Below are 15,145 nucleotides of genomic sequence, written 5' to 3'. Positions count from 1 at the left end.
CGACGTAAAGGTTATCCTGTCGAGCTAACGGAGGTTTTTTATGCGGATCTATAAAGTTGGCGGTGCGGTACGCGATCGCCTGCTGGGACTACCGGTTACCGACATTGACCGCGTCGTGGTTGGCGCCACGACCGAAGAAATGCTTGCCCAGGGCTATCGCCCGGTCGGTGCGGATTTTCCGGTGTTTCTCCACCCCAAGTCCGGTGAGGAATACGCCCTCGCCCGAACCGAACGCAAAAGCGGCCGAGGTTATGGCGGCTTCACGTTTCACGCCAGCCCCGAAGTCACCCTCGAAGAAGACCTGATCCGTCGGGACCTGACGATCAATGCCATGGCCGAGGACGATCAGCAGAATCTGACCGACCCCTACCACGGCCAACGCGACCTCCAAGCGCGGGTTTTGCGTCACGTTTCCCCAGCGTTTGCCGAAGATCCCCTCAGGGTTCTGCGCGTTGCCCGCTTTGCCGCACGCTATGCCGGACTGGGCTTCACGGTCGCCCCTGAAACGCTGGAACTGATGCGGCAACTCAGCGAATCCGGCGAGCTGCAAGCCCTGACAGCGGAACGGAGCTGGAAAGAAATATCCCGCGCACTGATGGAAAACCAGCCACAGGTATTCATCGAAGTGCTGCGATCCTGCGGGGCACTCAAGGTGCTGATGCCGGAAGTCGATGCGCTGTTCGGCGTACCGCAACCGGAGGCGCACCACCCGGAAATCGACACAGGGGTGCATACCCTCAGCGTGCTGCAGCAAGCCGCTGCGCACAAACAACCGTTGACCGTACGCTGGGCCTGCCTGCTGCATGACCTGGGCAAAGGGCTGACGCCGGAGGAGGAATGGCCACGGCACATTGCCCATGAGTTCAAGGGCCTCAAGCTGATCAAGGCGGTCAACGAGCGCTTCAAGGCGCCAAGGGACTGCCAGGAACTGGCGCTGCTGGTGGGCGAGTATCACACCCATGGTCATCGTGCCCTGGAGTTGAAACCCTCCACCCTGCTGGAGTTGCTGCAGAGCTTCGACGTCTACCGTCGGCCGCAACGCTTCGAGGAGTTCATCGCAGCGTGCGAGATGGATGCCCGCGGGCGCAAAGGTCTGGAGGAACGAAGTTATCCACAGGCGGATTATTTGCGCGGCGCAGCGAACGCCGCACGAAGCGTGGCGGTTCAGCCGTTGCTGGAGAAGGGATTCAAAGGGCCGGAGTTGGGTGAGGCGATCAAGCGTGAACGGCTCAAGGCGTTGAAGGCCTACAAAGAAAACGCCTGAGCAAAAATCAAAAGATCGCAGCCTTCGGCAGCTCCTACAGGAATTCGTGTAGAAGCTGCCGAAGGCTGCGATCTTTTTGCATCACAACAAATCAGCAGTCGTCAGCTGCTCACCACGCCACTCGAACGCCACCGGCGCCAACACCTGATCGATCTTCGCTTCACTCCAAAGAGTCGCAAAGCTTTTTCCTACGCCAGGATGCACCCGATCCGGCGCAATCAGCGACAGCGGCCACAACACAAAGGCGTTTTTCAGAATCTCGGCCCGCGGCAGAACCAGACCATCGAAGTTGCCCACCAGATCGCCAAACAGCAGCACATCGATGTCCAGCGGCAGACCCTTGCGGTCCGGCGCATAGCGGCCGTTGTCGGCCTCGATGAATTTCAGCCGGCGATCCAGTTCCATCAGCGGCAGATCGGTGTAAGCCGACACCACGAAATTGAAGAACGGTCCGCTCTTGATTCCCACCGGCTGGCTTTCAAAAACCGGCGAACAGCGGATATCCACCAGAAATCCCGTCAGGGCGTCCAGACCGGCCTGTAAATGGGTTTCGCGCTCGATATTGCTACCGAGCCCGAGATACACCTGAGTCAGCGACATCCGCGCTCGATCTCCACGCCCACGCCACCGGTAGCGGCAGGAACAGCGCCGGGCTTGGTCAGCTTCAGGCGCATCCAGGTGATCTTGAACTCGCTCATCAGCACTTCGGTCAGGCGCTCGGCGAACGTCTCCACCAACTGGAACTGCGCCTGCTCGGCAAAGGCCTGGATGCGCGACGAAACGCTCGCGTAATCGAGCGCCAGGGTCAGGTCATCACCGGCCGCGGCCGGGCGATTATCCCAAGCGAAACTCAGATCAAGACGCAAGCACTGTCGGATGCCTCGCTCCCAGTCGTAGGCACCGATCACGGTGTCGACTTCCAGGCCCTCGATAAACACTCTGTCCAAGCACTTTTCTCCGCTACACGACAAGGGCGCATTGCGCCGTTAGAATCAGGGCGTCCTCGCCCGGAATGGTTAGCATGTTTTGGTTACTGGCGATCCTCGCCTACCTGCTCGGCTCTCTGTCCTTCGCCATTTTGCTCAGCCGCCTGACCGGTAATCCCGATCCGCGAATGAGTGGTTCGGGCAATGCCGGAGCCACCAACATGTTGCGTCTGGCCGGCAAGAAACTCGCCATCCTGACGTTGCTGGGCGATCTGTGCAAAGGCCTGCTACCCGTGCTGATCGCCGGCATTGCAGGCCTTTCGCTGCAGGATCAGGCCTGGATCGGCGTTTGTGCCGTCATCGGTCACCTGTTCCCGCTGTATTTCCGGTTTCGCGGCGGCAAAGGTGTCGCCACCGCCGCCGGGATGTTGCTGGGTCTGTATCCACCCGCCGCATTGCTGGCCGTCTGCACCTGGATGCTGACGTTCTACCTGACCCGCACCAGCTCGCTGGCCGCCCTGATCGCCACGCCGTTGACCCTGCCATTGCTGGCCTGGCAGGAACCGGCGGCATTGCTGCCCATGACGATCCTTACGGGATTGATCGTCTGGCGCCATCGCGGCAATTTACGCGACCTGTTCGCGGGGCGCGAACGGCATTTTTAAATGCCGCCTTTCAGATGCCACCGCTGAGCGCCACTGATCACAACGCCGACAACTGCTCCATCGGCCAACGCGCCTGAACGCTGATCGCCAGGCTTTCCTGCTGACCGGCCTGCAAGCGCTGGCAGCCGGCGAACGCGATCATCGCGCCGTTATCGGTGCAGAACTGCGGGCGAGCGTAGAAAACACTGCCTTTCATATCGCCGAGCATCTTTTCCAGGGACGTGCGCAATGCCTTGTTGGCACTCACGCCGCCGGCGATCACCAGGCTCTTCATGCCAGCGGCCTTGAGGGCACGCTTGCACTTGATGGTCAAAGTCTCCACCACGGCCTGCTGGAACGCCAGCGCGATGTCGCAACGGGCTTGCTCGCTGTCGTCCCCGGCGCTCACGCACTGCTGCCAGGTGTTCAAGGCGAAGGTTTTCAGACCGCTGAAGCTGAAATCCAGACCCGGGCGATCGCACATCGGACGCGGGAAGGTGAAACGACCCGAAACGCCCTGCTCGGCCAGGCGCGCGATTTCCGGGCCACCCGGATAGTTGAGGCCCATCATTTTTGCGGTCTTGTCGAAAGCTTCGCCCGCGGCGTCGTCCAGCGTCTCGCCCAATAGGGTGTACTGACCGATGCCGTCGACCTGAACCAGCTGCGTATGACCGCCGGACACCAACAAAGCGACGAACGGGAACTGCGGCGGTTGCGACTCCAGCATCGGTGCCAGAAGATGGCCTTCCATGTGATGCACGCCCAGCGCCGGAATACCCCAGGCAAAGGCCAGCGCCTGGGCGCAGGACGCGCCCACCAGCAAGGCGCCCACCAGGCCGGGACCCGCGGTGTAGGCAATGGCATCGATCTCGGTCGGAACGCAGCCGGCTTCGGCCAACACCTGACGGATCAAGGGCAGCATGCGTTTTACGTGATCGCGCGATGCCAGCTCCGGCACGACGCCGCCGTAGGCGCGGTGCAGGTCGATCTGACTGAACAGCGCGTCGGCCAGCAGGCCGCGTTCGCTGTCGTAAAGTGCGACGCCGGTTTCGTCGCAGGAAGTTTCTAATCCCAGTACTAGCATGGGTTTGCGCCTTGTATAGGCTGAATTCGAAGGCGCGCATAATAGTCGCCGCGTGATGCCCCGACCAGCGGTTTTCGATCAGAGGCTTTGCATTCCGAGCCATGAGGGGTTAACATCCGCAACCCTTAAAAACCGACGTCTTCAAGTGCTCTTTTGCCGCGAGGATGTTGACCCCGGTAATGAATGAAGGTAGCTCTGGATGCCAGCCGTCAAAGTAAAAGAGAACGAACCCTTCGACGTAGCTCTGCGTCGTTTCAAGCGCTCCTGCGAAAAAGCCGGTGTACTGGCTGAAGTTCGTAGCCGCGAATTTTACGAGAAGCCAACTTCTGAGCGTAAGCGCAAAGCAGCTGCTGCTGTTAAGCGTCACGCCAAGAAAGTTCAGCGCGAACAGCGCCGCGCCGTTCGTCTGTACTAATACACAGACGTTCGTAGCAAGCTTCTGCCAAGCCCGGCCCTGCGCCGGGTTTATGGCATTTGCGTAAAACGCTTGATGCTTCACCGTCGAAGCCGCAGACGCGACCGAGACGAATCTGCTTCACCGCGTCAGACCTGGCTCTTTTGCCAGCGGTGCACGTCTTTTCTGACGGGCCTTTCAAGGCTGCTGACGAGCACACCCACTGATTCCTCTCACGACGATCAGCCCAAGGCACCGCTTGCGTGCCAAAAGATGAGCTATCCGAGACCGATGACCGGTCGCAGCCGGATTCAGCGAAACACTTTCAAATAGTCGAATACCGCCCCAACACTGATAGTTAACTAATGTCAGTGGATTTTCGGCAGATACACTTCCCGACAGCGATTACGCAGACGACACTGGTCGAGCCGCATACCTTGCGCGCCTCAAACAACGACCCGCGTTCGACCGCCCATCGTCAAGGGCACCCTTGAGCGCAGACGACGAGAACGCCATGGCCGGGCTTATTCCCCAGAGCTTCATTGACGACCTTCTGAACCGCACCGACATCGTCGATGTGGTCAGCTCGCGCCTGCAATTGAAGAAAGCCGGCAAGAACCACACCGCCTGCTGCCCGTTTCACAAAGAGAAAACGCCGTCCTTCAGTGTCAGCCCTGACAAGCAGTTCTACTACTGCTTCGGCTGCGGCGCTGGCGGCAATGCCCTCGGCTTCATCATGGACCACGACAACCTGGACTTTCCCCAGGCTGTCGAGGAACTGGCCAAAGCCGCCGGCATGGAGATCCCCCGCGAAGAAAGCGGCCGCCGGCAAAAACCGCGGCAGCCGACTGATTCGCCGCTGTACCCGCTGCTGACGGCCGCCGCCGACTTCTACCGCCAGGCCCTGAAAAGCCATCCGGCGCGCAAGGCTGCCGTCGATTACTTGAAAGGTCGTGGCCTGACCGGCGAAATAGCCCGGGACTTCGGTCTCGGCTTCGCCCCGCCAGGCTGGGACAACCTGTTCAAACACTTGAGCAGCGACACCCTGCAGCAAAAAGCCATGATCGACGCCGGTTTGCTGATCGAGAACGCCGAAACCGGCAAACGCTATGACCGCTTCCGCGATCGCGTGATGTTCCCGATCCGCGACAGCCGTGGCCGCATCATCGCTTTCGGCGGCCGGGTGCTGGGTGACGACAAGCCCAAATACCTCAACTCTCCGGAAACCCCGGTCTTCCATAAAGGCCAGGAACTCTACGGACTGTTCGAGGCGCGCAAGAACAACCGCAACCTCGACGAAATCATCGTCGTCGAAGGCTACATGGACGTCATCGCCCTGGCCCAGCAAGGCCTGCGCAACGCCGTCGCCACCCTGGGCACCGCCACCAGCGAAGAGCACTTGAAGCGACTGTTCCGCGTCGTACCCAACGTGCTGTTTTGCTTCGACGGCGACCAGGCCGGCCGCAATGCCGCCTGGCGAGCACTGGAAGCGACGCTGTCGAGCCTGCAGGACGGTCGTCGCGCGCGCTTCCTGTTCCTGCCCGAAGGCGAAGATCCGGATACCCTGATCCGCGCAGAAGGCACCGACGCCTTCCGCGCGCGGATCAATCAGCATGCGCAGCCGCTGGCCGATTACTTCTTCCAGCAACTGACCGAAGAAGCCGATCCACGCTCCCTCGAAGGCAAGGCCCACATGGCCACCCTCGCCGCACCGCTGATCGACAAGGTGCCGGGGGCCAACCTGCGCGCCCTGATGCGTCAACGCCTGCTGGAAATCACCGGATTGAGTGGCGAGGCCGTCAGCCAGTTGGTGCACAGCGCACCTCAGGACGCACCGCCAGCCTACGATCCGGGCATGGATTACGACGCCATGCCGGATTACTCCGACTTCCACCAGCCTCAGGAGGCGTACGCGCCCCAGCAGGAATGGACACCCAAGAAACAGGGTGGTGGCGGCAAGAAATGGGAAAAGAAACCCTGGAGCAAAAACGGCAAGCGCGGGGATCGGGATGAATCCTATGCCCCGCGCACGCCCGTGGCAGTAGAGGCTCCGACGCTGATCGCCCTGCGCACGTTGATCCACCACCCGCAATTGGCCAGGAAGGTCGAGAGCGCCGATCACTTTGCCAACGAGAGCAACACCTATGCTCAGGTACTGATCGCCCTGATCGAGGCGGTGCAGAAAAATCCTAAGCTAAACTCAATTCAGTTGATGGCTCGCTGGCATGGCACAGAGCAAGGACGCCTGCTCAGAGCACTCGCGGAAAAGGAGTGGTTAATTGACGGCGACAACCTTGAACAGCAGTTTTTAGACACCATTACAAGGTTATCCGCGGGTCAGCACACGCAGACCCTCGACGAACTCATCAAGAAAGCCAGGCAGCCGGGCTTATCGGCTGAAGAGCAAACCCAGATAGCAAAACAGATGCGCGACCTTCTAAAGCAGAACGTTTATGCATCAAACCCGACCTCAACTGGCGCGTGAGGTCATAGCTCAGGTATAATCCTCGGCTTGTTTTTTGCCCGCCAAGACCTTCAGTGGATAGGGTGTTATGTCCGGAAAAGCGCAACAGCAGTCTCGTATTATCGATTTGATCAAACTGGGTCGTGAGCAGGGTTACCTGACTTACGCCGAGGTCAATGACCACCTGCCCGAGGATATTTCAGATCCGGAGCAGGTGGAAGACATCATCCGCATGATTAACGACATGGGGATCCCCGTACACGAGGTTGCTCCGGATGCGGACGCCCTTATGCTGGCCGACGCCGATACCGACGAGGCCGCTGCGGAAGAAGCAGCTGCTGCGTTGGCGGCAGTGGAGACCGATATCGGTCGCACCACGGACCCTGTGCGCATGTACATGCGCGAAATGGGTACGGTCGAGCTTCTGACTCGTGAAGGCGAAATCGAAATCGCCAAGCGTATCGAAGAAGGCATCCGTGAAGTGATGAGCGCGATCGCGCACTTCCCTGGCACGGTTGAGCACATTCTCTCCGAGTACACCCGCGTCACCACCGAAGGCGGCCGCCTGTCCGACGTTCTGAGCGGTTACATCGACCCGGACGACGGCATTGCGCCACCTCCTGCCGAAGTCCCTCCTCCTATCGACGAGAAAGCCGCAAAAGCGGACGACTCCGACGATGATGAGGAAAGCGAAGGCTCGGATGACGAGGAAGAAGCCGAAAGCGGTCCGGATCCAGTCATCGCTGCACAGCGCTTTGGCGCTGTTGCCGATCAGATGGAAATCACCCGCAAGGCCCTGAAAAAGCACGGTCGCCACAACAAGGCGGCAATCGCCGAACTGCTGGCCCTGGCCGAGCTGTTCATGCCGATCAAACTGGTGCCAAAGCAGTACGAAGGCCTGGTCGAGCGTGTCCGCAGTGCCCTGGATCGGCTGCGTCAGCAAGAGCGTGCAATCATGCAGCTCTGCGTTCGTGATGCGCGCATGCCGCGTGCCGATTTCCTGCGCCAGTTCCCGGGCAATGAAATCGACGAAGGCTGGACCGATGCACTGGCCAAAGGCAAGACCAAGTACGCTGAAGCCATCGCTCGCCTGCAACCGGACATCGTTCGTTGCCAGCAGAAGCTGACCGCGCTGGAAGCCGAAACCGGCTTGACCATCATCGAGATCAAGGACATCAACCGTCGCATGTCGATCGGCGAGGCCAAGGCCCGTCGCGCGAAGAAAGAGATGGTCGAAGCGAACTTGCGTCTGGTGATCTCCATCGCCAAGAAGTACACCAACCGTGGCCTGCAATTCCTCGACCTGATCCAGGAAGGCAACATCGGTCTGATGAAAGCGGTAGACAAGTTCGAATACCGTCGCGGCTACAAGTTCTCGACTTATGCCACCTGGTGGATCCGTCAGGCGATCACTCGCTCGATCGCCGACCAGGCCCGCACCATCCGTATTCCGGTGCACATGATCGAGACGATCAACAAGCTCAACCGTATTTCCCGCCAGATGCTGCAGGAAATGGGTCGCGAACCGACGCCGGAAGAGCTGGGCGAACGCATGGAAATGCCTGAGGACAAGATCCGCAAGGTATTGAAGATCGCCAAAGAGCCGATCTCCATGGAAACCCCGATCGGTGATGACGAAGACTCCCATCTGGGCGACTTCATCGAAGACTCGACCATGCAGTCGCCAATCGATGTTGCGACCGTTGAGAGCCTCAAGGAAGCGACTCGCGAAGTACTCTCCGGACTCACTGCCCGTGAAGCCAAGGTACTGCGCATGCGCTTCGGCATCGACATGAACACTGACCACACGCTTGAAGAGGTGGGTAAGCAGTTCGACGTGACCCGTGAGCGGATTCGTCAGATCGAAGCCAAGGCACTGCGCAAGCTGCGCCACCCGACGCGAAGCGAGCATCTGCGCTCCTTCCTCGACGAGTGATCACAAAACCCCCGGCCCGCGCCGGGGGTTTTGTTTTGTGAAGATTAAATCCTCCCGCCCTACCCTCCCCGCGATTTGCCCGTCTACACTCGAAGCATTCCCCGTGCCGTAACGAGACCGTTATGCCCAGACTGTCGACAATGCTTTTTTTACTGTCGCTGATGACCTGGACCGCAACGGCTGGCGCGCTGACTCTAACCGACGAAGAACGTAGCTGGCTGGCGGCCCACCCGGACTTGCGCCTGGGTGTCGATGCGTCCTGGCCTCCTTTTGAGTTTCGCGACGATCAGGGGCGTTACCAGGGTCTTGCAGCAGACTATATCGACCTGATTCGCCAGCGCCTGGCGGTCAAACTCACGCCCATAGAACCCGTGAGCTGGACCGTCGTGCTGGATCAGGCCAAAAACGGCAAGCTGGACCTCTTGCCGGGCATCATGTCGACCCCGGAACGCCAGTCGTTCCTGTCGTTCACCCGACCCTACCTGGATTTCCCGATCGTTATCCTGGCCCACGTCGGCGGCCCTCAACCGCGCAAAATCGAAGAGCTGTACGGCCTGAAAATAGCCGTAGTGGAAAACTACGCACCCCACGAACTGCTGCGCACCCACAATCCCGACCTGAACCTGGTGGCCATGCCCAACGTTGCCTCGGCATTGCAAGCGCTGGCCACCGACGAAGTGGATGCGGTCGTGGGCGATCTGGCGTCCAGCGTCTGGAGCCTGCGTCAGCTCAAGCTCGACGGCCTGTACGTCAGCGGCGAAACGCCTTATCGCTATCAGCTGGCCATGGGCGTGCCACGGGACAACAAGATCCTGGTCGGCATTCTGGATAAAGTCCTCGCGGACATGACCCCGGCAGAAATCAGCTCCATTCAGGAACATTGGGTCGGCAACGTCCTCGATCACCGGACTTTCTGGTCCGATCTGGTGATTTATGGACTTCCGGGTCTTCTGTTGTTGGTCGCCGTGCTGGCCGCCGTTATCCGGGTAAACCGCCGATTGAGCTCGGAAATCGCCCGCCGGGTGGATCTGGAGCAGGAACTGCGCAGCAGCGAGTATCACTACCGAGGACTGGTGGAGAGCCTGTCAGCCATCGCCTGGGAAGCGCGGATGAGCGACTTCACCTACAGCTATGTGTCGCCCCACGCCGAGGATCTGCTCGGCTATCCCCTCTCTCACTGGCTGATTCCGGGCTTCTGGCGCAACATCATTCACCCCGCCGACCTCACCCGCGCGCAGAGTTTTTGCGACCACGAAGTGCTGGCCGGCCGCGACCACAGCCTCGATTACCGGGTCATCACTGCTGACGGTCGTTGCCTGTGGGTGCGCGATATCGTCAGCCTGATCGAACACGGCCACGAGCCGGTGATGCGCGGGCTGATGATCGACATCAGCGAGGCCAAGCGCACCGAAGAAGCGCTGCGTCTGTCGGAGCAGAAATTTGCCTCGGTGTTCCAGCAATGCCCGGACATCCTGGTTATCGCCCGGCTATCCGACGGCTGTCTGCTGGAGGTCAACGAAGCGTTCGAAGAGCAGATCGGCCTCAAAGCCGAAGACGTCATCGGCCTGACCGCCACCGACCTCAACATCTGGGGCATTCCGGGCGTGGGTCCGGGTCTGTTGCAGCGCCTGCAGGCCGGCAGCATTCGAAACCTGGAGATGCCTTTCCGCCGCAGCAACGGGCAGGTGTTCACCGGCCTGATCTCCGCCGAACCTTTCGATCTCGATACCACGCCGGCGCTGGTGGTCGTGGTGCGCGACATCACTCAGCTCAAGGAAACCCAGCAACAACTGCAAACCTCCGAAGAAAAATTCGCCAAGGCCTTCCATGCCTCGCCGGATGGCTTGCTGCTGTCGCGGCAGAGTGATGGCCTGCTGCTGGAAGTGAACGAAGGCTTCAGCCGCATCACCGGGTTCAACAGTGCGATGTCGGTGGATCGCTCGGCCCTGGACCTGGGGATCTGGGTCAATCTCAACGAACGCAAGCAGATGCTTGACCTGCTGCACCGCGACGGCTTCGTCCGCGACTTCAGCTGCCATATCCGTCGCAGCGACGGGCAGATCCGCCTTTGCGAGGTGTCCAGCCGTCCTCTGCCGATCGGCGATGAAGACTGCATGCTGACCATCGCCCGGGACATCACCGAGCGCCACCTGATGCAGGAAAAACTGCAACAGGCTGCCACGGTATTCGAGAGCACCGCCGAAGGCGTGTTGATCACCGATACCCAGCAGCATATCAGCGCGGTCAACCGCGCCTTCACCGAGATCACCGGCTACAGCGAGAGCGAAGCGCTGGGGCATACGCCGCGGTTGCTGGCCTCGGGTCTGCATGACAGCGCGTTCTACGCCGCGATGTGGCATCAATTGACCGCCGAGGGGCACTGGCAGGGCGAGATTTCCAACCGGCGCAAGAACGGCGAGCTCTACCCGAGCTGGCTGACCATCAGCGCCGTGCGCAACCGGGACAAGTTCATCACCCACTTTGTGGCCGTGTTCGCCGACATTTCCAGCCTCAAGCACGCCCAGGCCAAGCTCGACTACCAGGCTCACCACGACCCGCTCACCGGCCTGCCCAACCGCACACTGTTCGAAAGCCGCTTGCTGACCGCGCTCAATACCCAACGAGAAATCGGCGGCCAGGGCGCGGTGCTGTTCCTCGACCTCGACCGTTTCAAACACATCAACGACAGCCTCGGGCACCCGGTCGGCGACCTGCTGCTCAAGGGCATCGCCGTACGCCTCAAGGAACAGCTGCGCGACATCGACACCGTGGCGCGCCTGGGCGGCGACGAATTCATCATCCTGCTGCCCGGCCTGCAACAGCCCAGCGACGCCGACAACATCGCCAACAAGCTGCTCAACTGTTTCACAGCGCCGTTCCAGGCCGGTGAACACGAGTTCTTCATCAGCTCCAGCATCGGCACCAGCCTGTATCCTCAGGACGGCAGCGATGTGGCCACGCTGATCAAGAACGCCGACGCGGCGATGTACCGCTCCAAGGCCAAGGGCCGCAACCGGGTCGAAAGCTATACCTGCGATCTCACCGCCCAGGCCAGCGAGCGCGTGGCGCTGGAACACGAATTGCGCCGCGCCATCGAGCGCAACGAACTGCACCTGTACTACCAACCGAAGATCAGCCTCGACGACTACCGCCTGGTCGGCGCCGAAGCGCTGATCCGCTGGCGTCATCCGACCTTTGGCGATGTACCGCCGGAACACTTCATTTCCCTGGCCGAAGAAAACGGCATGATCCTGCAGATCGGCGACTGGGTACTGGAAAACGCCTGCCGGCAACTCAGCGACTGGAACAAATCCTACTCGGGCCTGGGACCGCTGTCGGTCAACCTCGCCGGCGCGCAACTGCGCCAACCGAACCTGCTCGGCCGGATCGAACAATTGCTCAAGGACTACCGCCTCAAACCCGGCCTGCTGCAATTGGAAATCACCGAAAACTTCATCATGAGCCAGGCCGAAGAAGCACTGGCGGTGCTGCACCAACTCAAGCACCTGGGCGTGCAACTGGCGATCGACGACTTCGGTACCGGCTACTCGTCGCTGAGCTATCTCAAGCGCCTGCCACTGGACATCCTGAAGATCGATCAGTCATTCGTACGCGGCCTGCCGGACGACCCCCACGACGTCGCCATCGTGCGTGCCATCATCGCCCTCGGTCGCAGCATGCAATTCACCGTGATCGCCGAAGGCGTCGAAACCCAGGCGCAGCAACAATTCCTGGCCTACGAGGGCTGCGAGCAGATCCAGGGCTACATCGTCAGCCTGCCCCTGCCCCCCGACGAATTCGCCGCGACATTTCTTCGTACAACCGTAATGGATTATTCGGATGGCACAGCCGCCAAACGGTCGTTATAATCCGCGACCTACTGGGGCCTATAGCTCAGTTGGTTAGAGCAGAGGACTCATAATCCTTTGGTCCACGGTTCAAGTCCGTGTGGGCCCACCAATAGAATCAACAAGTTAGGCCAACCATTGCGGTTGGCCTTTTTTGTTTTCGGTCTCTTTGTAAGCACTTTGTAAGCACCTGGCGAAAAAATCGTCCCAAAAACAGGTTGTAGCGGCCTGAGTTTACTGATCGCCAGCGAGAACAGCGGCTGCGTCGGGCACAGCCTCTCCCGCCAACTCGGTGGGTATCTCAGCGATTTTCTGATGCTCCAGACCACTGCCTGGCATGGTTACTTTGGCGATACGATCAGAGAAGTACTTGTCGAATGGCTCCCACTCTGAATATTCGTCAGGCGCAAGCAACAAAGCTGTCAGGCGCCCAATAATGCCGCAGATCCAGTCGGCGCACTGGATGGTTTGGAACAGGTGGCTTTCAGCCTGAATTGGCGGTTCGATAAGTGTCCTGCACTTTTCTGAGGCATCCTCAAACATTGCCAATGTGCAGACCTCCACGTTGGTCTCCCGCCATTCGTTACCAGCGCGATGTTCATCCAGCATTAGCATGAATGTCGAGCCGCTTTGCGCGCAGAACCGGTCGATCTTGCGTACAGATTGCAGGAGCTGCCGCTTGAACGTCTCGGTCGAGTCGTGGGCATCCGGGTCAGTGGTCTTGTGCTCACCCGTGAAGAACACATGGCCGCCGATTTTTTCGATGTGGTTTAAGAGGCGGAACGTGGAGCGACGGAGCTGCTCATACTTGGTGACGTTCCGGAGTGCGTATAGCTGAGAACCCTTTTTTTCCCACTGATACGCCGGTAGATTTCTAGGATTGTCGTTGGCTAGGTCATACGCCAGAAGCTGGCATTTGGCCTTGTAGAAATAGATCGCGAACTCACGGATTTCGGTAGACGGCAGGATCAGACCAGCAAACCCAAAAGCTGGGTGTGTTTTGTACTTAGGGTGGTTGCGTGAGACGTATTGGCCGACGTGCCCGAATTCGTCCAGGTACGCGACGTAGTGCGTCATAGTTACCGGATTCCTTGCCCCAGAAACACGAAAACCCGCTGCTTTCGCTAGGCGGGTCTCGGAAGGTAGGCACGAGAGCAAGCTCTCATGCGTTAAGTGCAATCATACGCAAGGTGACACTTGTGTCAACGATTTTAATGACATGCCGTGAACTTCAGTGATGCAGGATGAGTAAGCGTGTTCTCAAGACTGCTCTTGCAAGCTCCGGCCTACTCGCGTAGCACGACGTGCGCCATGGCGCAGAGAAAAGTCAGGCCAGAACGCCTTGCATCAGTGACCACCAAACAGCCAGTTACCAACCGAAGGGCCAAGCACCGCGACCGCAGCCGACATTCCGCCCTGCTCACCGACCGGCAACGGATGTTCACCCTAGAAACCATCAAGCGCGTAAAAGGGCAGACCCGATAACGACAAAGCCCCCGCAGATGCGGGGCTTGTTGTGCGACAGACTGGCCGCTATGGAACCTTAGGTTCGCAGGGTTCACCCCTCGATCGCTTACGCTTTCCAGTCAGGCCAAGGCCGATCAGCAGCAACATCAGGCCGGGCAGCAGGAACACTAGAGACTGCCCGAACACCGCAGGCACCGGGCGCACCGCCAACAGCGCATCAGTGCGTTTAGCGGCGCCTTGCTGATCCTGCCACTTACCCACCTCTAGCAGTAGCGCCACACCGACTACCTCGAAGGTGCTGGCATGTTCCATTTCGTCGCTGAACTTCTCAGTCACCTTGTCGGCTTTGACCTTGCCCATAAACTGCCCGAGAGCCTGAAGCGCCGCCGTAGTCTTGGCTTTCTCAACCCGGCCCATACCATCCAGCACCACCACGCCCGCCATCACCAGTAGCAGCGCCGCACACACCAGTAGCAACCTTTTCATGCTTCAACCTCAATCCGGTTCCAATGCCGTTTGATGGTGGCAATGCCCTTGGCCAGCGCCGTTGCCACTTCAACTTGGGTCAGACCCGTGGCCTTGAGTCGCTGCACAGCCTTGGTCGTGCCCGTCGCCTCTGGCCGTCCGGGGCGCTTACCCTCAGCACGGGCGCGGGCCACCCCGGCTTGGGTCCGCTCGATCAACAAATCCCGCTCAAACTCAGCGACAGCGCCCAGCACTTGCATAGTCATCTTGCCCGCCGCACTGGTCAGGTCCACGCCGCCCAGTGCCAGGCAATGCACCCGCACGCCTTGCGACTCCAGATGTTCAACGGTCTTGCGCACATCCATGGCATTACGGCCCAAGCGGTCCAGTTTCGTGACCAACAGCACGTCGCCTGTCTCCAGCTTCTCCAGCAGGCGCTTGAACCCGTGGCGCTCCATGGCTGGCACGCTGCCTGAAGATACACCCCAAACAAGAAAGCCGCGCAATGCGCGGCTTTTTCGTGTCTGGCGTTTAGTCTGTTTATTTCAGGTGTCGGAAAATCAGATGACGCCGTAGGACCTTGTAGGCAAACTCCGAATCTTGCTTTTGGGCACTTTGATGCCTTGTTGCGCTTTTCTTTGACGGGCTAGTCT

11 protein-coding genes, 1 tRNA gene and 1 pseudogene are annotated in these 15,145 nt (G+C 59.7%); 7 read left to right on the top strand and 6 right to left on the bottom strand.

Annotated elements, in window-relative coordinates:
• The first annotated feature begins 40 nt into the window (after positions 1 to 40).
• Complete coding sequence (locus HNO86_RS19420; protein ID WP_175378551.1) at positions 41 to 1,264, top strand: multifunctional CCA addition/repair protein; 1,224 nt, start codon at positions 41 to 43, stop codon at positions 1,262 to 1,264.
• Between the two features lie 81 nt (positions 1,265 to 1,345).
• Here HNO86_RS19420 and folK read toward each other — a convergent pair whose 3' ends face one another.
• Both folK and folB read right to left on the bottom strand, forming a co-directional pair.
• A complete protein-coding gene (folK, locus tag HNO86_RS19415) occupies positions 1,346 to 1,864 on the bottom strand; it encodes a 2-amino-4-hydroxy-6-hydroxymethyldihydropteridine diphosphokinase (RefSeq protein ID WP_175378550.1) in 519 nt (172 codons plus the stop codon).
• Entirely contained in the window at positions 1,855 to 2,211 is a 357-nt protein-coding gene (gene folB / locus HNO86_RS19410; protein WP_110965181.1) for a dihydroneopterin aldolase, read from the bottom strand. The genes folK and folB overlap by 10 nt, the downstream gene beginning before the upstream one ends.
• A gap of 74 nt (positions 2,212 to 2,285) precedes the next feature.
• On the opposite strand from folB, the gene plsY reads away from it, so the two are divergent.
• Positions 2,286 to 2,855 (top strand): glycerol-3-phosphate 1-O-acyltransferase PlsY, encoded by a 570-nt coding sequence (gene plsY / locus HNO86_RS19405; protein WP_175378549.1) that lies wholly within the window; start codon positions 2,286 to 2,288, stop codon positions 2,853 to 2,855.
• Positions 2,856 to 2,892: 37 nt separating this feature from the next.
• Here the strand turns inward: plsY and tsaD are convergent, their stop codons facing one another.
• Positions 2,893 to 3,918, bottom strand: a complete 1,026-nt coding sequence (gene tsaD / locus HNO86_RS19400) for a tRNA (adenosine(37)-N6)-threonylcarbamoyltransferase complex transferase subunit TsaD (protein ID WP_175378548.1) — start codon at positions 3,916 to 3,918, stop codon at positions 2,893 to 2,895.
• A gap of 199 nt (positions 3,919 to 4,117) precedes the next feature.
• On the opposite strand from tsaD, the gene rpsU reads away from it, so the two are divergent.
• The 5 genes from rpsU (at position 4,118) to HNO86_RS19375 (ending at position 12,672) form a co-directional block, all read left to right on the top strand.
• Entirely contained in the window at positions 4,118 to 4,333 is a 216-nt protein-coding gene (gene rpsU / locus HNO86_RS19395; protein ID WP_002551877.1) for a 30S ribosomal protein S21, read from the top strand.
• 493 nt (positions 4,334 to 4,826) lie between these two features.
• Positions 4,827 to 6,797: a DNA primase gene (dnaG, locus tag HNO86_RS19390; RefSeq protein ID WP_175378589.1), complete on the top strand. Its 1,971-nt coding sequence runs from the start codon at positions 4,827 to 4,829 to the stop codon at positions 6,795 to 6,797.
• A 67-nt stretch (positions 6,798 to 6,864) separates the two neighbouring features.
• Positions 6,865 to 8,712 carry an RNA polymerase sigma factor RpoD gene (rpoD, locus tag HNO86_RS19385; protein WP_175378547.1) on the top strand — a complete coding sequence of 616 codons (1,848 nt, stop codon included), beginning with the start codon at positions 6,865 to 6,867 and terminating at the stop codon, positions 8,710 to 8,712.
• 122 nt (positions 8,713 to 8,834) lie between these two features.
• Entirely contained in the window at positions 8,835 to 12,581 is a 3,747-nt protein-coding gene (locus tag HNO86_RS19380) for a bifunctional diguanylate cyclase/phosphodiesterase (RefSeq protein WP_175378546.1), read from the top strand.
• 14 nt (positions 12,582 to 12,595) lie between these two features.
• A tRNA-Ile gene (locus HNO86_RS19375) sits at positions 12,596 to 12,672 on the top strand.
• A 122-nt stretch (positions 12,673 to 12,794) separates the two neighbouring features.
• Here HNO86_RS19375 and HNO86_RS19370 read toward each other — a convergent pair.
• The 3 genes and pseudogenes from HNO86_RS19370 to HNO86_RS19360 all read right to left on the bottom strand — a co-directional run.
• A complete protein-coding gene (locus HNO86_RS19370; RefSeq protein ID WP_175378545.1) occupies positions 12,795 to 13,637 on the bottom strand; it encodes a DUF3800 domain-containing protein in 843 nt (280 codons plus the stop codon).
• 456 nt (positions 13,638 to 14,093) lie between these two features.
• Positions 14,094 to 14,513, bottom strand: a complete 420-nt coding sequence (locus tag HNO86_RS19365) for a hypothetical protein (RefSeq protein WP_175378544.1) — start codon at positions 14,511 to 14,513, stop codon at positions 14,094 to 14,096.
• A pseudogene (locus HNO86_RS19360) lies at positions 14,510 to 14,968 on the bottom strand (recombinase family protein); the annotation flags it as partial. The gene HNO86_RS19365 and the pseudogene HNO86_RS19360, both read right to left, overlap by 4 nt.
• Between the last annotated feature and the right edge of the window lie 177 nt (positions 14,969 to 15,145).

It is taken from the genome of Pseudomonas sp. C1C7 (assembly GCF_013359595.1).
GTDB lineage: Bacteria > Pseudomonadota > Gammaproteobacteria > Pseudomonadales > Pseudomonadaceae > Aquipseudomonas.
Note: the sequence above shows the minus strand (reverse complement) of the source record. Positions and strands in the feature narration are given on the sequence as shown.

What these genes read in the sequence shown, in the direction of transcription:
- rpoD (WP_175378547.1), top strand. Translation starts at nt 6,865, where the DNA reads ATGTCCGGAAAAGCGCAACAGCAGTCTCGTATTATCGATTTGATCAAA.
- HNO86_RS19370 (WP_175378545.1), bottom strand. Translation starts at nt 13,637, where the DNA reads ATGACGCACTACGTCGCGTACCTGGACGAATTCGGGCACGTCGGCCAA.
- tsaD (WP_175378548.1), bottom strand. Translation starts at nt 3,918, where the DNA reads ATGCTAGTACTGGGATTAGAAACTTCCTGCGACGAAACCGGCGTCGCA.
- dnaG (WP_175378589.1), top strand. Translation starts at nt 4,827, where the DNA reads ATGGCCGGGCTTATTCCCCAGAGCTTCATTGACGACCTTCTGAACCGC.
- HNO86_RS19420 (WP_175378551.1), top strand. Translation starts at nt 41, where the DNA reads ATGCGGATCTATAAAGTTGGCGGTGCGGTACGCGATCGCCTGCTGGGA.
- plsY (WP_175378549.1), top strand. Translation starts at nt 2,286, where the DNA reads ATGTTTTGGTTACTGGCGATCCTCGCCTACCTGCTCGGCTCTCTGTCC.
- rpsU (WP_002551877.1), top strand. Translation starts at nt 4,118, where the DNA reads ATGCCAGCCGTCAAAGTAAAAGAGAACGAACCCTTCGACGTAGCTCTG.
- folK (WP_175378550.1), bottom strand. Translation starts at nt 1,864, where the DNA reads ATGTCGCTGACTCAGGTGTATCTCGGGCTCGGTAGCAATATCGAGCGC.
- HNO86_RS19365 (WP_175378544.1), bottom strand. Translation starts at nt 14,513, where the DNA reads ATGAAAAGGTTGCTACTGGTGTGTGCGGCGCTGCTACTGGTGATGGCG.
- HNO86_RS19380 (WP_175378546.1), top strand. Translation starts at nt 8,835, where the DNA reads ATGCCCAGACTGTCGACAATGCTTTTTTTACTGTCGCTGATGACCTGG.